Source organism: Streptomyces sp. NPDC001450 (assembly GCF_053597295.1).
On sequence record NZ_JBSFHY010000034.1, the window covers coordinates 18,737 to 38,252 of the forward strand.

Genomic DNA, 19,516 nt, shown 5'->3' on the forward strand with positions numbered 1-19,516 from the left:
GCCGTCCGGCTCGAGCCGCACCACCGGCGGCCCGCCTGCCGGCGGCGGCACCTGGCCCCCCTGGGATCCGCCTACCCTCGTACGTATGACAGCCCGCGCGACGCCCCTCCCCCACTCTCGGCTTCGCTCGAGCGGGGGGACCCCCATCGTGGGAACGGTGACGCGCGGGACGACCAACCCCAACCGGCTGCGGCGCATGGACCGCTGGATAGCGGCCACGCACGGCGTCGAGCTGCGGCGTGCCGCGGATCCGGTGGCGGTCGACCTCGGCTACGGGGCGGCGCCGTGGACCGCCGTCGAGCTGCTCGGCCGGCTGCGGACCGCCGCACCACGAGCCCGCGTGGTCGGCGTCGAGATCGAGCCGGAGCGGGTCGCGGCGGCGAAGCCGTACGAGCGGGAGGGGCTGGTCTTCCGGCACGGCGGCTTCGAGGTCCCGGTGCCCGGGCGGCCGGTGCTCGTGCGGGCCGCCAACGTGCTGCGCCAGTACGACGAGGACCAGGTCGCCGCCGTGTGGGAGCGGCTGTGCGCGCGGCTCGCACCGGCGGGCGGGGGCTCGCGGGGCGGCCTGCTGGTCGAGGGGACCTGCGACGAGATCGGGCGCCGGCACGTGTGGGTGGCGCTCGGCCCCGAGGGCCCGCGGACGGTGACCTTCGCGACCCGGCTCGGCTCCCTGGAGCGCCCCTCGGACCTCGCCGAGCGGCTGCCGAAGGCCCTGATCCACCGCAATGTGCCCGGCGAGGCCGTACACGCCTTCCTGCGCGACTTCGACCGCGCCTGGGCAGCCGCCGCCCCCTATGCCTCCTACGGCGCCCGCCAGCGCTGGATCCGTACAGTCCGGGACCTGCACACCGATTGGCCCATAACGGACTCACCGGCGCGCTGGCGCCAGGGGGAAGTGACGCTGACCTGGAGCGCGTTGGCGCCGCGGGGGTACTGAGCGCCCTCGGGAACGATCTCCCCGCGTCGTTCGTCACATCGGCGCGCCGATCGTCGTATCCGGCGCGGACAGGGGGAAGTGCGCCGGGTGGGCGGGGCGAAAATCCGACTTCCCGTGACCTCTGTCGTTTTGCGCGTCGCCGTGGCACGATCCCTCAGGCGACCGTAAGTTACTGACGGTAAATCAGTTTGGGGGAGCATATGGGTACGGGCAAGCGCAGTCTGCTCACGGCCGCCGTGACGGTGGTCTGCGCGGTGACCGTGCTGGCGGTGCCCGGCACGGCGTTCGCCGCCCCGACCCCCACACCGAGTGCGAGCGCGTCCCCGACCGCGTCCCCGACTCCCCCGCCGAACAAGGACCTTCAGAGGGTCCGCGAGAAGCTCGACAAGCTCTACCACGACGCCGCCGTCGCCACCGACGCCTACAACGCGGCCGAGGAGCGGACGAAGGAGCAGTCCGCCCGCATCGTCGAGCTGGCGAGGAAGATCGTCGAGGGACAGCAGAAACTGGAGCGGCTCAAGAACCAGGCCGGCGCGGCGGCCCGGGCCCAGTACCGCTCCGGCGGACTGCCGCCCACCGCCCAGTTCCTGCTCAGCGACGACCCGCAGGAGTTCATCGACGGGGCCGGCACGGTGCTGAACGGCCAGCGGGCGACCAACAAACTGATCGCCGAAATGACCCGCACCCAGAAGGACTTGCAGGGCTACGCCGACGACGCCTCCGCCCAGTGGCAGAAGCTGGAGGCCAACCGCAAGGCCAAGGCGGCCGCCAAGAAGAAGATCAAGCAGCAGATCTCCGAGGCGGAACAGCTCGAGTCCCGGCTGGAGAAGAAGGAGCGGGAGCGGCTCGCCGAGCTGGAGCAACAGGCCGCCTACCAGGCCCAGACCAAGTGGCTGGACACCGGCGTCCTCGACGAGATCAAGAGCAAGGCCTCCGCACAGGGCAGGAAGGCCGTCGAGTTCGCCACCGCCCAGCTGGGCAAGCCGTACGTGTGGGGCGCCGAGGGCCCCAAGTCCTACGACTGCTCGGGCCTGACCTCCCAGGCCTGGCTGAACGCCGGCCACCCCATCCCGCGCACCTCGCAGGAGCAGTGGAAGCAGCTCAAGCACGTCGACATCGAGGACATGCGCCCCGGCGACCTCATCATCTACTTCGACGACGCCAGCCATGTCGCGATGTACGTCGGCGACGGCGCGATCATCCACGCCCCGCGGCCGGGACGCACGGTGACGGTCGCGGGCGCGGGTTCGATGCCGATCCTGGGAGTCGTACGACCGGACGCGTGAGCACCGTACGACCGGACGCGTGAGCCAGGTCATGTGACGGCCCCCACGCGCCGCCGCGGACCCTCCCGTGTGACCCACCGCACGCCCAACACCCGCCCAAACCCGGGCGATACGTGAGCTTCGTCATCCCCGCCCGTCGGCCGGCCTGTCCAACTGCGATACGGATCGCGGCATATGACAACGGACTGCGCCCGAGCGACGCGGCTCACACCATTCCATCGGGGCGTGCAGTACCGCTATGGTCACCCGACGGTGGGTCGAGGTCCCTCGCCCCGCTGCCCTCGGGGGGAGGGAAGGAAACCAAGACGATGCCCGTACCCGTACCGCGGCAGAGAGCGATCCCGGCCGTGGAGAGTGGTCAGGCGCAGGCCGCCGCCCATGGCGGCCCCCTCAGGGAAGAGGCGCAGCGCAGCGCCACGGCCGGCGGCGCCACCGGCGCCCCTCTCATGCTGCTGCTGATCGAGGACGATCCGGCCGGCTCGCCGATCGTGCCCGAACTGCTGGACGCCTCCGGCAAGCCGGTCCGCGTCCGCACCGCCCGCAACCTCACCGAGGCCGAGCGGCTGCTCACCGACGACGTCCACTGCATCCTGCTGGACCTCGCGCTTCCGGCGCCCGGCCGGGCCGACGACGAGGACGCCGACGAGCTGGCCGTGCTCAAGCACGTGCTGGAGCTGGCGCCCCGGCACGCCGTGCTCGCGCTGACCGCCTCCGGCGACGCCGAGCGCGGCGCCGAGGCCGTGCGCGTCGGCGCCCAGGACTACCTGTTCCGGGACGAACTGGACGGCCGCCTGCTCAGCCGCGCCATCCGTTACGCGGTGGAGCGGAAACGTTCCGACACCGCCGAGCGCCGCCTGGCGGAGGGCCGGCTGCGCGCCCAGGAGAACCGCCGGCTCGAGCGCGGACTGCTGCCCACGCCGCTGCTGGAGGGCTCCTCGCTGCGGTTCGCCGCCCGCTACCGCCCCGGCCGCTCCCGGGCCCTGCTCGGCGGCGACTTCTACGACGCCGTCCGCACCCCCGACGGCACCGTGCACGCCATGATCGGCGACGTCTGCGGCCACGGCCCGGACGAGGCCGCGCTCGGCGTGGAACTGCGCATCGCCTGGCGGGCGCTGACGCTGGCCGGGCTGTGCGGGGACGAGCTGCTGGGCACGCTGCAGCAGGTGCTGGAGCACGAGCGCGCGCACGAGGAGATCTTCGCGACGCTGTGCACGGTGGACATCGCGCCGGACGGCCGATCGGCGGGCCTGTGCCTGGCCGGCCACCCGGCCCCGCTGCTCGCCCGCCCCGGCCGCACCGCGAAGCTGCTGCCGTACGACAAGAACGGCCCCGCCCTCGGCCTGCTCCCCGGCGCCCGATGGCCGCGGATGCAGGTGGAGCTGGGTGCCGAGTGGAGCCTGATGCTCTACACCGACGGTCTGATCGAGGGCCGGGTGGGCACGGGCGGGGAACGCCTGGGCCAGGACGGGATGGTGGACATGATCCGCCGCCAGCTCTCCGAGGGCTTGCGGGGCGAGGGTCTGCTGCGCGCGGCGGTGAGTGAGGTGCGCGATCTCAACGGGGGCGAGCTGACGGACGACGTCGCGGTGGTCCTGCTCGACCGCACCCCGTAAGCCCCCTGCGGGAGGGTCAGCGGCCGCCGTTGTACGGCCCGTACGGACCGTCGCTGCTGCTTCCGCCGCGGCGGCGGTTCCAGCCGCTGCCGCCGGAGGCCTGCTTGAGCGCGGGGCGTACGTCGACGATGTAGACGATGCTGGCCACCAGGCCGGCGATCGGCAGGATGCCGAGGATCGAGAACATCGCGCTCACGACGAGGGCGATACCCAGGATGATCAGCCAGAAGACCTTGTTCTGCTTGTCGGCCGCGCGGAAGGCGTCCTCGCGCCGGAACGCGGCGTCGAAGAGCCCGAACGCGGCGAGGGCCATCAGGATGATCTTCAAGATCCCCATGAACCCCGCGAAGCCCAACATCAGCATGCCGTCCACCGCCCGCCGTCTCCCGATCCGTACCTCGCCACCGTACCCATAGAACGGGCCGGACACCCCCATGGTGCCCGGCCCGTCCACGCCTCGTCGGTCACGCTCACTTCGCCGGCGGGGTCGTCTTCTTCACGGGGGCGGCCTTGCGGGGAGCCGGGGCCTTGCGGGCCGCGGGCTTCTTCGCCGGGGCGGGCTCGGTCTTCGCCTCGGCCGGCTTCGGCTCCTCCTCGGCCGCGGCCGGCTCGGGCCTGCCCTCGACGACGATGGCCAGCTCCTCGATCTCGTCGGCCGCCTCGCCACGCCAGTTCTTCACGGCCTGCTCGCCGTGCTCGGCGACCCGCTCGTAGGTCTCGCGGGCCCTGACGGCGTACTCGGCGGCGACGCCGACACCGCGCAGGGCGAAGTCCTGGGCGCTCTCGCCGAACTTCTTGAGGTCGACGTCGAGGGTGCCGATGAACTCGTTGACCTTGGTCTGCAGGGTCGCCTGCGCCTCCTTGGCCCGAGCGGCGGCCTTCTCCTGCACGGCCTTCGGATCGGTGTTGCGCACGGCCTCGATCCGGGTCGGGGCCTCGGCGCGCAGCTGCTCGACCAGGCCGGGCACCTTCTTGGCCTGCTGGAGGGCGAGGTCGGCGGTGCCGGCGGCGAAGTAGAGCGGGGTCGGGTCGCTGAGGGTCTTGCGCAGGTCGTCGGTGATGGCCATGGTGATGGTCCTCCCGGATTCGCGTTCGGCTGAGGGTTGGTGTGGTCCGCGGTGTGGCGGCCGGACGCCCTGGTCCGGCTCTATCCGGCCGTCCGCCGCGGACCGGCATCACTGCCGCCGGCCGTGCGGGTGCCGCGTACGGCGGTGTCGCTCGGGTCATCGGTGTCGCTGGGCGGTTCCTCCGCTGCCCCCTCACCGAGGTCCTCCGCCGTTTCGCCGACCCCGAATCCGTTCTCCTTGCGGAAGGACTCGTAGATCTGGAGCAGCACCTGCTTCTGCCGCTCGTTGAGCGAGGGATCGGCGAGGATGACCGCGCGGGTCTCCACGTCGTCCCGATCCCGTTCGGCGTCGAGGATGCCGGCGCGGACGTACAGCGTCTCGGCGGAGATGCGCAGCGCCTTGGCGACCTGCTGGAGCACCTCCGCGCTGGGCTTGCGCAACCCGCGCTCGATCTGGCTCAGGTACGGATTGGACACCCCGGCGGCGTCGGCGAGCTGCCGCAGCGAGAGCTGGGCGTTACGCCGCTGCTCGCGCAGATACTCACCGAGATTGCCGACGTTGAGCGATGCCATGCCCCCACCTTGCACCAGTCTCGCTAACTATTGCAAGCACCTGCTTGCAATAGTGTGCCGCGCCACGCCCGGACTTCACCCGGTCGCCGCAAGGACGATGTCCGTTCCCTGTCCATCTGCGGCTCCCGCCGGTCTGCAGCGTGAAGTGAACGGGTCCCGGACGACCTGCGCAGCGAGTTGCCTCACCGTCCCGCGAGGAGGATCGGACCGGTGGCGGTAGCGGGCTGAGGGCTGCGTTCGGTGCAGGCGTCCGTTTGGTGCTGGTGCTCTCGCGCTTGGCAGTCAGGATGGCTGGACTTGGTCGAAGAGGGCGAGGGCTTCGGCGGGGTCCGGGCTCACAAGGCGTTCCAGACCGACCGTCGTGATCTTCGCCCACCTGCCGGCCCGTGTGTACACCTTCACGTGGCCGCCGCTGTTGCGCTGGGCGACGAGGCTTCGGTTCACGCCATACACAGCCAGGGAACCGTCGCCGATCAGCCGGGCGAGGTCAGGGTGGCGGGTGTCGACGTCGTCGAGGGAGGTCTCGATCGAGGTGACGCCGGTGTAGTGCGGCGCCACCGACGAGACCGCCGGGCGGACCCGGGACCAGGCGCCGTCCGCGCCGACCACGAGGTCGAACGTCTCCTGTCGCCCGTCCGCGAAATGGACCAGTACGCCATCCCGGGTCCCCGGCACCACCTGCGTCACGCCCCGGCCCCACTGGACGTCGAGAGGGCCGAGCAGCAGGTCACGGAGTTGCCCTCGGTCGATCTCGGGATTGGCCCGCCTCGACGGGCTCGCCGACATCGACACCGTCATGCGCGCCGTGGAGACTGTCAGCGCCTACTTCATTGGCGCGATCAGGCGTGAGATCGCGAACCTGCGAGCCGAGCGCGCCACGGGCCTGTCCAAGCGCGACTGGCAGCGTGCCTCCGGCCCGCATGTGACGAGGATGTTGGCCACGGGCCGCTTCCCGGCGCTGGCCAAGGCCGTGTACGACGGCACGGACGTGGACGCCGAGGCATCCTTCGCGACCGGCCTGGACTGGGTCCTCGACGCCGTGGCCGCCAGACTCGCCCGGCCGTCGGCGTGACGCTCAGTTCCTGCCGAATGTGAGCGAGGTCGGGGGCGGTGTCCACGGGCCGTGCGGGGCTTGCGCCGCCACCACTTCGTAACACGGCCCAGCGACTGATGTTGGTGACAGCGCCGGACGACTACGACGCCCTACGGGATGAGTCCCACCAGAACTGAAAAACACCAGGCCGCGGCCATGCCGTCAGGCAGAACGAAGTGGGACGCACCAAGCTCGGGCACAAGCAGGCTCACCACCTTCAGATCCACTGGGCCGGCGGCTCCCCAAGCCGTCCCGCCTTCCCCCTTCGAAGTGATCTGACCCACAGCCTGTCACAGCGATCCGGCGCGCGGTGTCTTGAGGTCGCACTCCCGGAACGAAGGAGGACCTCATGACCGAGAACACCGCAGTGCTCGTCATCGGCGGCGGTTACGCCGGAGTCATGGCGGCCAACCGCCTGACGCAGCGCGACGACGTGACCGTGACCCTGGTCAACCCGCGCCCGTCCTTCGTCGAGCGGATCCGCCTGCACCAGCGGGTGGGCGGGTCCCACGACGCGGTCGTCGACTACAGCAGGGTCCTGGCCGAGGGCGTCCGGCTGGTGGTCGACACCGTGACACGGATCGAGGCGGTCGAGCGCCACGTGACGCTGGCGACCGGCGGCACGGTCGGCTACGACTACCTGGTCTACGCCGTGGGCAGTGGCAGCGCCGATCCGCGCGTGCCCGGAGCGGCCGGGTTCGCCTACCCGATCGCGAGCCTGGAGGAGGTGCAGCGGCTGCGGCCGGTCCTCGACGCCGCGTCCGAGACGGCCCCGGTGACCGTGGTCGGAGCCGGCCCGAGCGGCATCGAGACCGCCGCCGAACTGGCGGAGCGGGGCCGCCGGGTGACCCTGGTCTGCGGCGGGGTGCTCGGCCCCTACCTGCACCCCCGGGGCCGGCGCGTGGTCGCCAAGGAGCTGGCCGCACTCGGAGTGACCGTGCTCGAAGGCCCCGACACCAAGGTGACGGCCGTGACACGCGACGCCGTACGGCTCGCCGACGGCCGCGAGGTGCCGAGCGAGGTGACCATCTGGACCGCCGGATTCGGCGTGCCGGACCTGGCCGCGCGCAGCGGGCTGAGCACCGACGCGATGGGCCGGCTGCGCACCGACGAGACCCTGACGAGCGTGGACGACGTCCGCGTCATCGCGGCCGGGGACTCGGCGGCGCCGTCGGACCTGCCGTTCCGGATGGGCTGCCAGTCCGCGGTCCAGCTGGGCCCGCAGGCCGCCGAGACCGTGCTCAGCCGGATCGCCGGTGCGCAGCCGAAGCCCGTCGAGGTGGGCTTCGCCGGCCAGTGCGTCAGCCTGGGCCGTCGCGCCGGCATCTTCCAGTTCTCCCACCGGAACGACACCGCGACACGGCTCCATGTCAGCGGCCGCGCGGGCGCGAGGCTCAAGCAGCTCGTGTGCTGGAGCACCGTCTGGCAGCTGGCGTACGAGGCGCGCAAGCCCGGTGCGCGCAAGTGGTGGACCAAGGACGCCGAGCGCCGGCAGCTGCTGCGGGCGGGGCGCGGCGAGGCGCCGGCCATCGCCGAACAGACGGCCTAGCCAGGCATGTCGCGGCCGGTCCGGGTCGGCTGCCGACGCAACGACCGTGCCGTCGTGCACGCTGGGAAGCCGCCGGCGAACCGGAGCCGGCCGCGAAGCAGGGGGATCGAGACATGAGCGACCGCGCCACGGACCCGGCGACCGAGGCTTTCACCGCCCACCGCAACCTGCTCTTCACCGTCGCCTACGAGATGCTCGGATCGGCGGCCGACGCGGAGGACGTCCTCCAGGAGACCTGGCTGCGCTGGGCCGAGGTCGACCTGGAGCAGGTGCGCGACCAGCGCGCCTACCTGGTCCGGATCACGACCCGGCAGTCGCTCAACCGGCTGCGCACCATGACCCGCCGCAAGGAGGCGTACGTCGGCCCCTGGCTGCCGGAACCGCTGCTCACCGCGCCGGACGTGGCCCAGGACGTCGAACTCGCCGAGAGCGTGTCGATGGCGCTGATGCTCGTCCTCGAGACACTGTCGCCGACGGAACGCGCCGTGTTCGTGCTGCGCGAGGTCTTCGACGTCGGCTACGACGAGATCGCCGCCGCCGTCGACAAGAGCCCTGCGGCCGTCCGCCAGATCGCGCACCGCGCCCGTCGGCACGTCGACGCCCGCCGCCCGCGCGAGGTGGTCTCCGCGAGCCGGACCCGGGCGGCTCTGGAGTCGTTCCGGCACGCCCTCGACACCGGGGACCTGCAGGGCTTCCTCGACGTGCTCGCCCCCGAGGTCGTCCTGATGAGCGACGGCGGCGGCATCAGGCAGGCCGCGGTCCGGCCGATCGTCGGCGCGGACAAGGTGGCCCGCTTCATCGTCGGCGGCGCCGGCAGGGCCGCGGCCACGATCACCAGTGAGCTCACCGTGGTCAACGGCAGCCCGGCACTCGTCCTCCGCCTGGACGGCGAGATCGACGGTGTCATGGCGATCCGCGTCGAGGACGCCCGTATCACCGGCCTCTACTACGTGCGCAACCCGGAGAAGCTGACCCGCGTCGAGTCCGAGACCCCGCTGACCCTGCGCTGACCGAGGCACCGTCGGCCCGCGAGGGGACGGCCCGCCGGACGACGAGGGCGGCGGTGAGGCACACGGCTCCGGCGACCGCAATTCCGGACGCCGGGCCGAGCGCCGCCATCACCCCGCCCGCGGCCGCCAGGGTGAGTGTCTCCAGGCTCATCCGCGTCGTGCTGAACAGCGCGGCTCCCGCCCCTCCGCGCCGGGCGGGCACGTACCTGAGTGCCTGCCCGTCCGGGACGCCCTCGGTCAGCCCGAGGCACAGACCGACCACCGCGGCCGCGACGAGAAGGGCCGCGGGACGGTCGGTCACCTGGAGGACGACCGCGGTGACCGTGCAGGCGAACAGGGCGGTGGTCACCAGCGGCCGGGCCAGTCGGCGCGCGAGCCGCGCGGCGAGCAGCGGAAGGACCGTCGACGGCACGGTCAGCAGGCTGAGCATGACCGCTGCCTCGCCCCGGCCCATGCGCTGGGCGGAGCCGAGCTGAGGGAGCACGGTCAGCCCCACCACGAGCATCCCCATGAAGGCGCCCGTCGCCACGGCGTACGCGCGATAGGCGGGGATCCGCAGCAGGTCCACGGGTATCGCGGGCTCGCAAGCGCGCCGTTCCACACGGACGAGTCCGGTGGCACAGGCCGCCGCGACGAGGACGAGCACCGCCGTGCCCCACCACGGGACGCCGGCCCCGAAGCCCAGCCCGAGCGCGGTCACCGCGGCGGCGACGGTCGCCCCGAACAGGACGGCTCCGGCACGGTCGAAGCTCCCGGCCGGCTCGGGGTCGCGCAGGCCCGGAAGCCCGAGCGTGGCCAGGGCCGCGACGGCGGCGACAGCCCCCGGCACGACGAAGACGAGCCGCCAGCCTCCGACGGCCATGAGGGCCTGGGCGACGACCGGCCCCAGCGCCAGACTGCTGCCCAGCGCGGCGCCCGCGTAGCCGTACACCCGACGCCGCTCCTCGGGCGGGTACACGGCCAGGACCATCGACGATCCGCCGGCGGCACACATCGCCGCCCCGACGCCGCCGACCGCGCGCAGTGCCACCAGGGACGGCAGGTCGGGAGCGAGGGCGGAGAGGAGCCCGGTGGCCGCGACGAGGAGGTTGCCGACGGCGAAGAAGCGGGTGCGGGCGCTGCGATCCGCTGTCGCTCCCGCCAGCAGCAGGGCCGCGGCGAAGAGCCCGTTGTAGGCGAGGACGAGCCACGGCCCCAGGGCGGCCCCGCCCGGCAGTTGGGCCGTCACATCGGGGACAGCGGCTGTCGCTCCGGTGATGGCGAGGGGGAACACGGCCGTGGAGACGAGGTCGGCGACGAGGACACGCCGACGCTGACGAACAGACAAGGGGAACATGGGTGCGCTCCGGAGCAGGGAGATCCGAGCGCCACGAAGGCGCTCCTGGCCAAGGGTCAGGAGCGACGGCGAGAACTGGGGTTGTGCGCCGCCGCTCTCAGCGACGGCGCACCCTGTCTGTCTCCGGCACGGGCCCACGCTAGCAGCGGACTTGGAGAGCGAGACACCCGTCTTCTCCCTCTCAGTGGCTGCGGATCTACAGGCTGCGGGCGGTGATGTCGCCGTAGGCGGTGGTCGCGTGGATGTTCAGGCCGGCGGCGGCGCCGTCGGTGTTCCGGAGCGCGTTGTGGATCCGGCCGTAGCCGGTGCCGGCGTCCAGGGAGGCGGAGACTCCGCGGGCGGCGCCGACCGAGATGTCGCCCTGCTCGACGCGCAGCGTCACCGTGCCGCCCACGGCCTCGGCGATCTGGATGCCGCCCCGCTGGACGCTGATCTCCGCGGGACCGCCCAGGCGGCCGACCGAGATGTCGCCTTCGTGCGCGGTGAGGCGGGCGCTCGCGGCCTCGTCGAGCTTGACCGAGCGGTAGCCACCCGTGAAGGCGACGTCGCCGAGCCGTCCGACACCGCGGAACTCGGCGGCGGCCGCCTTCGCCTCGACGCGGGAGCCGGCGGGCAGCTGGACGGTCACCTCGACGGACCCGGACTGTCCGAGGAGCCGGCTCTTCGCCTCCGGGGCCCCGATCCGCAGGACGCCGTCGCCGTAGGCGACCTCGATCTCCTCCGCCGCCTTCACGTCGCGGCTCTTCGAGGCGTTCGCGGGCAGGACCTCGACCGTGGTGTCGGCCCGGTCGGCGGCGATGAGCTGGATGCGTCCCGCGGGGATGTCGAGAACGGCCAGGACCGGGGCGGCGGTGTCGAACTTCTGCATCGTGCTCTCCTTCAACTTGTTGTTTCCGATGACGGAAAAGCTACGTTGCATTCATAGATTCGGCAACACATTCGTTGCGCGTGATTGCCATTGCTGCAGGTAGATGCAGAGAAATCGTTGCAACGGCTTTGAATCTAACGCAACAGCCTTCACCTGGTTCGTTGCAATGAATTGGGAGTGAACGCTATGCTCGAGACACCAGGAACCAGGAGAGAGCCCGAAGGAGACCGCGATGCCGGGAGGCAGACTCACCCAGTCGGAACGCCAGCAGATCGCGCTGGGACTGGCCGACGGCCTCGCCTACGCGGAGATCGCCCGACGCCTCGACCGCCCCACCTCGACCATCACGCGCGAGGTCATGCGCAACGGCGGCCCCACCGCCTACCGCGCCGACCTCGCCCACCGCGCCACCGAACGCCGCGCCCACCGACGCAGGCAGCCCACGCCCCGGGACCGGGCGACGCCCCCGCAGACCCACGGACGCGACCCCGAGGCGGTACGCGAGTACGAGGAGGCGTTCACCACCCTCCTCATGCAACAAGGCCTGCCCAAGATGATGTCCCGGGTCCTGACCTGCCTCTACATCAGCGACACAGGCAGCCTCACCGCGACCGAACTCGCCCAGCACCTCCAGGTCAGCCCGGCCTCCGTCTCCAAAGCGGTCACGTTCCTCGAAGGCCAGGACCTCCTCCGCCGGGTACGCGACGAACGCCGCCGCGACCGCTACGTCGTCGACAACGAACTCTGGTACCAGGGGACGCTCGCCGCCGCCCGCTCCAACGCCCAACTCGCCGAGACCGCACGGCAGGGCGTCGCCGTCCTCGGCCCCGACACCCCGGCCGCCACCCGCCTCGAGAACATCGCCCGCTTCGTCGACTTCATCGGCGAAACCATGGTCCGTGCCGCCGAGCAGGCCCGCGAGGTGCTCCTCACGAAACCCGAAACGGCCTCGGGCGGCACTGCCGAGCCGGGTTCGGATCGCTGATCGGCATTCAGCTGCTGCCGAGCCACTCCCGTACCGCCTCGAAGTCGGCCTCCGTCAGGCCGTAGCGGTGGTCGACGCGGTGGAGGAGGGCCGGACCGGAGTGGTGGACGGCGACCCAGGAGCGGTCGGCCTCGGTGAGTTCGTCGTCGATCCAGACGAAGGGGCGGCCGGCCGCCCAGGCGACCAGGGGGCGGGTCTTCCAGTGCAGCAGGCCCGGTGGCTCGTCCTCGTCGGGCCACTCCACGACCGGCAGCGGGGGCAGGCCCAGCCAGGGGGCCAGGCAGGTGTTGGCGTCGTCCGTCCAGGTCGTGGCCCACACCAGCTCGCAGCCCAGCGCCGCGAGCCGGCTGCCGAGCGCGGGGTCGACGCGGTTCAGCAGCGGATGCCCGGCTGCGCCCAAAGACGCAGCCCGGCCGCTGTCGTACACCGGGTAGGCGCGGTCGGCCGCCCCGAACGGGATGAGCGGGCCGTCGACGTCGAGGAAGAGCAGCATCACCGACCAGGATCAACCCTCGAAGCCCCGCTCGGCGAGGAGGGCGTCGATCCGGGCGCGGTGCGCCTTCTCCCAGTCGTCCAGGCTCTGCGCCGCCTCCTTGGCCAGCTTGGCCCGCGCGCCCTGAAGGATCTCCGCCCGGCGGGCGGCCGGTACGGCGACCACGCCCTCCTCGTCGGCCACGACCACGTCCCCGGCCTCGATCCGTACGCCCCCGCAGCGCACGGGCTCGTTCAGCGGCCGTACGGCCTTCTTGGCGCCCGGAACCGGGATCACGCCCCGGGCGAAGACCGGGAAGCCCAGCTCGCGCACCTCGGCGAGGTCGCGGATCAGACCGTCGGCGACGAAGGCCGCGACCCCGCGCCGCTGTGCCACCGCGCAGACGTTGCCGCCGGCCAGCGCCCAGTCCAGGTCCCCGGACTCCACCACGATCACCGCGCCCGGCTCCGCACGGTGGATCGCGGCGTGCAGCATCAGGTTGTCACCGGGCGGGCAGCTCACGGTGAACGCCGGTCCGGCGATCCGCGGCACCGGGGCCCACAGCGACCGTATGCCGATGTCCATGACCTGGTCGCGGCCGAGCAGGTCGGCGAGGGTCGTGGTGGGGACGTCCTGGAACTCGGTGGCATCAGTCATGAGAGGGACGGTAGCGTCCCTGCCATGACTGCCGGGTCGGCCTTGTGCCGTGAGCGAGTTGGGTGCCCGGCCTCTGAGTGAGGTCCGCGCGGGCCAGGAGCCCGCCGCTTTCTCTGCGCATTGAGACCAGTTCATCAGCCGCAGAGAAGGAAAACTCGAGTGCCCAACCCTTTCAACCAGAACATCATCGATGAGTTCCGCGCCCACCACGGCCGCATGAGCGGCTACTTCGAAGGCGCCCGGCTCGTCCTGCTCACCACCACCGGCGCCCTCACCGGCACCCCGCACACCACCCCGGTCGGCTACCTCCCCGACGGCGGCGAGCGGATTCTCGTCATCGCCTCGGCCGGGGGCTCGCCCCGGCACCCCGACTGGTACCGCAACCTGCTCGCCCACCCCGAAGCGACCGTCGAGAGCGGGGTGTTCACCTACCAGGCACGTGCCGAGGTGCTCACCGGCGAGGAGCGCGACCGGGCCTTCGCGCGGGCGGTGGAGGCCGACCCGGGCTGGCAGGCGTACCAGGAGAAGGCGGGCGGCCGGGTGATCCCCGTCGTCGCGCTGCACAACATCGCGCAGGGCGGGCCGCCGAACATCGCCGCGGACTCCCCCGGCGAGGCGATCCGGCTCGTCCACGACATGTTCCGACGCGAACTCGACCTGATCCGGAAGGAGATGGCCGCGGGCGACAGCGCCACCCTCGGCGCCCAGCTCCGCGTCAACTGCCTCACCCTGTGCGCGGGCCTGCACAACCACCACACCGGCGAGGACACCGCCCTGTTCCCGTTCCTCGCCGGCCGCCATCCGCACCTCGCCCCTGCGCTGGAGCGGCTGGAGCGGGAGCACGGGCGTATCGCGGACCTCGTGGAGCAGTTGCGCGGGGCGGTCTCCGGCGAGCGTTCCGAACCGGCCGCGGCCCGTGCCGAGGTGGACCGGCTGACGGCCGCGCTGGAGGCGCATCTGGCGTACGAGGAGGAGCAGTTGGTGCCCGTACTGGGCGGCTAGAACGGCAGCGGCCGCGCGTGTACGACGTCGAGCCGGGACACCGCCCGCGTGAGCACGACGTACAGCCGGTGTGCGCCGCGCTCCTCCGCCTCGGCGACGGCGGCCGGTTCGACGGCGACGACGTGGTCGTACTCCAGGCCCTTGACCAGGCTCGCGGGCACCACGGTCACCCGGGCGCCGAGTTCGTCGGGTCCGGCCGGGTCGATGCCGGCCTCGGTGAGCGCGGCGCACAGGCCGGCCACGTCCGCGTCCGCCGCGACGACCCCGACCGATCCCGCGTGGGCAAGGGCCTCGCGTACGGCCGTCACGGTCGTGCCGGGCACGTCGTCGGTCGGCCGGAGGGTCAGCTCGCCGTCCGCGCGCAGCGATCGGGCGGCCGGCACGGCCACGTCCAGCCGGTCCAGCAGCCGGTTGGCCAGCTCGACGACGGCGGCGGGCACCCGGAACCCGGTGGTCAGCGGCATCACGGCGGTGTCCGGCTTGCCGAGGTGGCACAGCTGGACGTCCCAGTCGCGGGCCGCCCACGGGGTGGTGCCCTGGGCCAGGTCGCCGAGGACGGTCAGCGAGCCGAACACGGCCCGGCGGGCGATCGCCCGGCACTCCATCGGCGAGAGGTCCTGCGCCTCGTCCACGACGATGTGGCCGTACACCTCGGGGTGCTCGATCAGCCCGGCCAGCTCGTCCAGGAGGACGAGGTCGGCGGCCGACCAGCGGGCGGACTTGTACGAGCGCGGCGGGCGCGGCCACAGCAGTGCCGCCTGCTCGTCGGGGTCCAGCAGCCCGTCGGCGGCCGCCGCCAGCGCCTCGCCGTCGCTCAGCAGTCCGGCGAGGACCTCCTCGGGCCGGACCTTCGGCCACACCACGTCGAGCCGGGCGGTGAGCGGCCGCATCCGCTCGGCCTGGCGCAGCCAGGCGTTCGGCGGGGGCCCCGAGCGCCGCTCCACCTGCTCCAGCAGCAGACGTACCATCCGGGCGCGGACCCGCTCGCGCCCGATCGCGTACGGCGGCTCCTGCGCGCGCACCTCGTGGACGACGCCGGCCAGCTGCCCGGCGGTGACCCGCAGCCAGTAGGAGCCGTCCCGTACGGCGAGGTCGGTCACCCCCTCGGCCGACACCCGCGCGTACAGCGCCCGGCGCAGCACCTCGGCCATGCGGGGGTCGTGCTTGAGCGCGGCCGTGGGGGTGGGGTCGGTGCCGGTGGCCGGGTGGCGGGCGATCTCGTCCTGGAGGGTGGCCTGCCGGACCCCGGTCTCGCCGAGGGAGGGCAGCACCTCGGCGATGTAGGAGAGGAAGGTGCGGTTGGGGCCGAGGATCAGCAGGCCGGAGCGCTGGACGCGCTTGGCGTGGGTGTAGAGCAGGTAGGCGGCGCGGTGCAGGCCGACGGCGGTCTTGCCGGTGCCCGGGGCGCCCTGGACGCACACGGAGGCGGTGAGGTCGCCGCGCACCAGGTCGTCCTGCTCGGGCTGGATCGTGGCGACGATGTCCCGCATCGGGCCGACGCGGGGCCGCTCGATCTCCCCCGCCACGATGTCGCTGACCCGGGTCTCGCCCCGTCCGAGGTACTCGTCCTCGAGCCCGGTGAGGTCGCCGGAGTCGCCCTGGCTGCCCGGCGCCCAGCCGAACCGGCGCCGGACCTCGACACCCTGCGGCTCGCGCGCGCCGGCCTGGTAGAAGGCGCGGGAGACGGGGGCCCGCCAGTCGACGACGAGGGGCGGGGCGGCCGGGTGCTCGGTGATCCGCAGCCGGCCCACGTGGTAGCTCTGCCCGCCGTGCTCGGGGTCGGTCGCGGCGAAGCACAGCCGGCCGAAGAAGAGCGGGCCCCGGGGCAGTTCGCGCAGCGCCTCGGCCTGGCTGCGCAGCTGGTAACCGAGGACCTCGGCGTCGGCGCCGGAGGCGGAGACGTCCTCGCCGATGACGACCTGTTCGGCGGCGCCGTCGACCATGGCGGCGAGGGCGGCGCGACACGTGTCGTGGTAGGCGCGTTCGCGGTGGAGGGTGGCCTCGATGTCCTCGGGCGCCGGGTGGAGTGACGTCATGACTCCACCGTACCCAGAAAATGTAACCGGGTTAAATATGTGACCGAGTCTCGTCCGGCTGGGCGGTCAGTCCGGGCAGCCCCGCCGCCAGCCGCTCGAAGGCCCGCCCGGCGGCCCGTACCGCGTCCGGCCGTACCTGCTCCACACCCTCCCCGGCCGCGATCCGCCGCCAGTTCTCCAGCGCGAGGATCCGCTGGACGGCGATGATCTGCCCGGCGGCGAGCCGGGCGTCGAGACCGCCCCCGAGCGCCTCGGCGAGCGCCGCCTCCGACCGCTCCTGATAGCCGTACACCCGCGCCACCAGGGCGGGAGTCCCGTACAGCAGCCGGTGGAAGGCGAGCACCGCGGGATGGTCGTTCAGCCCCGTCACCGGATCGGAGCGCTCCAGCCCGTCCAGGAAGTTGCGGCGCAGCGCGTCCAGCGGGTCGGCCGCCCCGGCGACCACCCGCGCGGCCTCCGTCTCGTGGTCCGCGATCCGGTGCAGGACCAGGTCCTCCTTGGCCGGGAAGTACCGGAAGAGGGTCGGTTTGGAGATCCCGGCCGCGGCCGCCACCTCCGCGACCGACACGGCGTCGAAGCCGCGCTCCAGGAACAGCGCCACGGCGGTGTCCGACACGTCCTGGTACATCCGCCGCTTCTTGCGCTCACGCAGGCCCATCTCTTCCATGGGACGAGCCTACGCAGCACCGTCCGGGAGAGTCGGCCAGGCGAGGTGCGGGGCACCGTGCCGGCGGGAGGACAGGCCCAGGGAAGCGGTGGCCGCGGCCAGGGTCATGGCGTACGACTCCACCGCGCGGCGGACGTTGGGGGCGTCCAGGCTCACGCCGGTGACCAGACGGTCCAGGTCGACGTAGGCCGAGCGGACGATCTCGATCCAGCGGTAGACCCGCCAGTCGTCCTGCCAGTTCCGGGTGAACCGCTCGGCCAGCCGGGCCTCCCAGCGGCGGAACAAGCGGTCGCGGATCTCCGGCCGGGTAGGAGTGAGGTGCATGTGCCGGACCAGCTCGTACAGCGGGTCCCCGACCACGGCCATCTCCCAGTCGATGAGGGTGAGGGCCGGGCCGTCGTCCCGGCGCACCAGGTTCCAGGGGTTGAGGTCGCCGTGCAGCAGGGCCGGGTCACGGTCCGTGACGTGGTGCCGGGCGAGGATCTCGCGCAGCCGGGGTGCGTCGGGCAGGCCGAGGAAGCGGGCCAGCTGCTGGGACTCCTTCGGCAGGCCCTCGACCAGCCCGACGAGTTGGTCGCTCAGCCAGCCGTAGAAGCCGGGCCGGCCGGCCACCGGGTCGATCTGGGCGTAGTCGACCTCGGTCAGTGCGGCCAGCTGGTCGACCAGGCAGTCCGCCTCGTGCGGTCGCAGTCCGTGTACCGGGTGCTCGGGTCTGCGGCCGAGGTCGCGGGCGCCCTCGTAGGTGTGGACAGCGAAGCGGTCCCCGCGATAGCGGTGGCCAGGGTCGGTCGCGTGGCTCTCGCCGAGCGCCAGGACGCGGGGGGCGGCCACCGGCACCCCGGACCGCTCGATGGCCCCGAGCACGGCGTGCTCGCTGAGGAAGCTGCGCTCGCGCCGGAGCAGGACGGTCACCTCGCGGCGGACGACGACCGGGAAGTCGGTGCCCGGAACCCGGATCACCGTGCTGAGGTGCGCGGCCCCCTTGAACACCCGCTCGGCCGGGGCGGCACCCTCCAGGAACAGCGCGTCGGCGACGGCCGAGTGCGGGAAATCCCAGCGCTCGGGCACCCGCCGATCCGGCGCCCAGCCGATACTGCGCGGGCGTCGGCCGGGCCGGGACGCCCCCCGCCGGAACAGGATGCGCTCGATCTCGCGCTCACCCGGCACCCGGCCCAGTCGCAGCGGCTCGGTGGCCGCCTGCAGGGCGTCGCGCACGATCTCCGTCGCCCTCTCCAGGCTCGCCCGGTCGAAGGGGTGTTCCAGGGACCGGGCGGCCCGGATGACGTCGGCGTAGAGGGACTGGGCGTGTTCGAAGGCGAGGTAGTGGCGCAGGTCCCGGCCGAGGCCGGCCACGGCGGCGGGCCGCACCCGGCGCACGGCGTCGGCCCATCCGTCGACGACCTCGTTCCACTGGTGGTCCGGGTAGCGCATCCGCACCAGGTGGACGGCGAGGTCGTGCAACGGGTCGCCGTAGCTTGCCAGTTCCCAGTTCACGCAGTGCAACGGCGGCTCACCGGCGGTGGGCACGACGAGGTTGCCGCGGTGCAGGTCGCCGTGGAGCAGCCCGTACGGCCGCCGGGTCAGCGCCGGCACCCGGTCGGCGAACCGCAACAGCGCGTCCTCGGGCACCCCGAGGGCCGTGAACAGGCCGCCGTAGCGGCGCCAGTTGGGGCGGCAGATCTGGCGGTCGGCGAGGTGGGCCAGGGTGCGCAGGAAGCCCTGCGAGTCGGTGTGGTTGCGCGGCCAGTGGGCCGGCAGCGGCGGCAGCGCGCCGCCGCGCACCTGGACGATGGCGGCGAGCAGCTCCGCCAGGTCCTTCAGGAGTGGCCCGTCGACCGGTTTGCCGGGGCCGCAGACGTCGGCCAGCACAGTTCCGTCCACATGGCTGTGGACGGCGTAACCGTCTCCGGCGGCCAGGCACTCCGGCACCTGGCGCAGCACGTGCCGAAGTGCCCGCAGGACCTCCGGCTCGCTCTCCCAGGTTCGGATCACCACCGGCACCACGTCCGCACGCGGCAGCCGTACGGTCACCAGGGTGCCCGGCGCCCGGCCCAGCAGCCCGGCGAGCGGCTCTGTCAGGGGCAGAACATGGTTGCGGTGGTGGAAGCCGGCGCCCGCCTCTCCCGCCGCCACCGCACGGGCCACGAAGGCCCGGACGGCGGCGTCCGTCCGAACTCTGTCGGCGTGTCCTCCGGCCGCGGCACGGGGAACAGGCGGTGCGCCCACTGGCCGCTCCGGGGTCGATCGCGCGAAAAGGAAGGGTTCAGCCGGGCGGGTGGTCCGCCACTCGTCTGTGCCAGGGCCGAGGACCGGCTCGTTGCCGTTCCTCGCGCACGAGTACGCACGGATCCGAGCGGTGGCTCAGA

At 72.8% G+C, this 19,516-nt stretch carries 17 protein-coding genes and 2 pseudogenes; 8 read left to right on the plus strand and 11 right to left on the minus strand.

Annotated elements, in window-relative coordinates:
- Positions 1-148: 148 nt before the first annotated feature.
- The 3 genes from ACWC5O_RS31395 to ACWC5O_RS31405 all read left to right on the plus strand — a co-directional run bounded on the left by ACWC5O_RS31395 (position 149) and on the right by ACWC5O_RS31405 (position 3,836).
- Positions 149-937, plus strand: a complete 789-nt coding sequence (locus ACWC5O_RS31395; protein ID WP_450590393.1) for a class I SAM-dependent methyltransferase — start codon at positions 149-151, stop codon at positions 935-937.
- A 200-nt stretch (positions 938-1,137) separates the two neighbouring features.
- Positions 1,138-2,223: an NlpC/P60 family protein gene (locus ACWC5O_RS31400; protein WP_450590392.1), complete on the plus strand. Its 1,086-nt coding sequence runs from the start codon at positions 1,138-1,140 to the stop codon at positions 2,221-2,223.
- Positions 2,224-2,531: 308 nt separating this feature from the next.
- Complete coding sequence (locus ACWC5O_RS31405) at positions 2,532-3,836, plus strand: PP2C family protein-serine/threonine phosphatase (protein ID WP_450590391.1); 1,305 nt, start codon at positions 2,532-2,534, stop codon at positions 3,834-3,836.
- Positions 3,837-3,852: 16 nt separating this feature from the next.
- Here the strand turns inward: ACWC5O_RS31405 and ACWC5O_RS31410 are convergent, their stop codons facing one another.
- The 4 genes and pseudogenes from ACWC5O_RS31410 to ACWC5O_RS31425 form a co-directional block, all read right to left on the minus strand.
- Positions 3,853-4,200: a DUF2516 family protein gene (locus tag ACWC5O_RS31410; RefSeq protein ID WP_450590390.1), complete on the minus strand. Its 348-nt coding sequence runs from the start codon at positions 4,198-4,200 to the stop codon at positions 3,853-3,855.
- Positions 4,201-4,306: 106 nt separating this feature from the next.
- Positions 4,307-4,903, minus strand: coding sequence for a hypothetical protein (locus ACWC5O_RS31415; RefSeq protein ID WP_450590389.1), 597 nt, complete (start codon positions 4,901-4,903; stop codon positions 4,307-4,309).
- A gap of 80 nt (positions 4,904-4,983) precedes the next feature.
- Positions 4,984-5,475, minus strand: coding sequence for a helix-turn-helix domain-containing protein (locus ACWC5O_RS31420; RefSeq protein WP_450590388.1), 492 nt, complete (start codon positions 5,473-5,475; stop codon positions 4,984-4,986).
- A gap of 282 nt (positions 5,476-5,757) precedes the next feature.
- Positions 5,758-6,249, minus strand: a pseudogene (locus ACWC5O_RS31425) (FAD-dependent oxidoreductase); the annotation flags it as partial.
- Between ACWC5O_RS31425 and ACWC5O_RS31430 the strand changes: the two are divergent.
- The 3 genes and pseudogenes from ACWC5O_RS31430 to ACWC5O_RS31440 all read left to right on the plus strand — a co-directional run.
- A pseudogene (locus ACWC5O_RS31430) lies at positions 6,233-6,547 on the plus strand (TetR/AcrR family transcriptional regulator C-terminal domain-containing protein); the annotation flags it as partial. The pseudogenes ACWC5O_RS31425 and ACWC5O_RS31430 sit on opposite strands and share 17 nt — an antisense overlap.
- Positions 6,548-6,917: 370 nt before the next feature.
- Positions 6,918-8,117, plus strand: coding sequence for an NAD(P)/FAD-dependent oxidoreductase (locus ACWC5O_RS31435; RefSeq protein WP_450590387.1), 1,200 nt, complete (start codon positions 6,918-6,920; stop codon positions 8,115-8,117).
- Between the two features lie 113 nt (positions 8,118-8,230).
- Complete coding sequence (locus tag ACWC5O_RS31440; protein WP_450590386.1) at positions 8,231-9,127, plus strand: RNA polymerase sigma-70 factor; 897 nt, start codon at positions 8,231-8,233, stop codon at positions 9,125-9,127.
- Here the strand turns inward: ACWC5O_RS31440 and ACWC5O_RS31445 are convergent.
- Entirely contained in the window at positions 9,051-10,463 is a 1,413-nt protein-coding gene (locus tag ACWC5O_RS31445) for an MFS transporter (RefSeq protein WP_450590385.1), read from the minus strand. The two genes, ACWC5O_RS31440 and ACWC5O_RS31445, sit on opposite strands and share 77 nt — an antisense overlap.
- A gap of 196 nt (positions 10,464-10,659) precedes the next feature.
- Positions 10,660-11,331, minus strand: coding sequence for a hypothetical protein (locus ACWC5O_RS31450; protein ID WP_450590384.1), 672 nt, complete (start codon positions 11,329-11,331; stop codon positions 10,660-10,662).
- Positions 11,332-11,563: 232 nt separating this feature from the next.
- Here ACWC5O_RS31450 and ACWC5O_RS31455 point away from each other — a divergent pair, with 232 nt between their 5' ends.
- Positions 11,564-12,316, plus strand: a complete 753-nt coding sequence (locus ACWC5O_RS31455; protein ID WP_450590383.1) for a helix-turn-helix domain-containing protein — start codon at positions 11,564-11,566, stop codon at positions 12,314-12,316.
- A gap of 7 nt (positions 12,317-12,323) precedes the next feature.
- On the opposite strand, the gene ACWC5O_RS31460 is transcribed toward ACWC5O_RS31455, so the two are convergent.
- Together ACWC5O_RS31460 and ACWC5O_RS31465 are read right to left on the minus strand one after the other, a co-directional pair.
- Entirely contained in the window at positions 12,324-12,809 is a 486-nt protein-coding gene (locus tag ACWC5O_RS31460; protein ID WP_450590382.1) for an HAD domain-containing protein, read from the minus strand.
- A gap of 12 nt (positions 12,810-12,821) precedes the next feature.
- Positions 12,822-13,445, minus strand: a complete 624-nt coding sequence (locus ACWC5O_RS31465; RefSeq protein WP_450590381.1) for an RraA family protein — start codon at positions 13,443-13,445, stop codon at positions 12,822-12,824.
- Between the two features lie 159 nt (positions 13,446-13,604).
- On the opposite strand from ACWC5O_RS31465, the gene ACWC5O_RS31470 reads away from it, so the two are divergent.
- Complete coding sequence (locus tag ACWC5O_RS31470; protein WP_450590380.1) at positions 13,605-14,447, plus strand: nitroreductase family deazaflavin-dependent oxidoreductase; 843 nt, start codon at positions 13,605-13,607, stop codon at positions 14,445-14,447.
- Here the strand turns inward: ACWC5O_RS31470 and ACWC5O_RS31475 are convergent.
- From ACWC5O_RS31475 to ACWC5O_RS31485, 3 genes are read right to left on the minus strand one after another with little or no spacing between them, the layout of a single operon-like run.
- Positions 14,444-16,483, minus strand: coding sequence for a HelD family protein (locus tag ACWC5O_RS31475; protein WP_450590379.1), 2,040 nt, complete (start codon positions 16,481-16,483; stop codon positions 14,444-14,446). The genes ACWC5O_RS31470 and ACWC5O_RS31475 overlap by 4 nt on opposite strands.
- A 31-nt stretch (positions 16,484-16,514) precedes the next feature.
- On the minus strand, positions 16,515-17,150 hold the full coding sequence (locus ACWC5O_RS31480; protein ID WP_450590378.1) for a TetR/AcrR family transcriptional regulator: 636 nt from the start codon (positions 17,148-17,150) through the stop codon (positions 16,515-16,517).
- A 9-nt stretch (positions 17,151-17,159) separates the two neighbouring features.
- Positions 17,160-19,376 (minus strand): phosphotransferase family protein, encoded by a 2,217-nt coding sequence (locus tag ACWC5O_RS31485; protein WP_450590377.1) that lies wholly within the window; start codon positions 19,374-19,376, stop codon positions 17,160-17,162.
- Between the last annotated feature and the right edge of the window lie 140 nt (positions 19,377-19,516).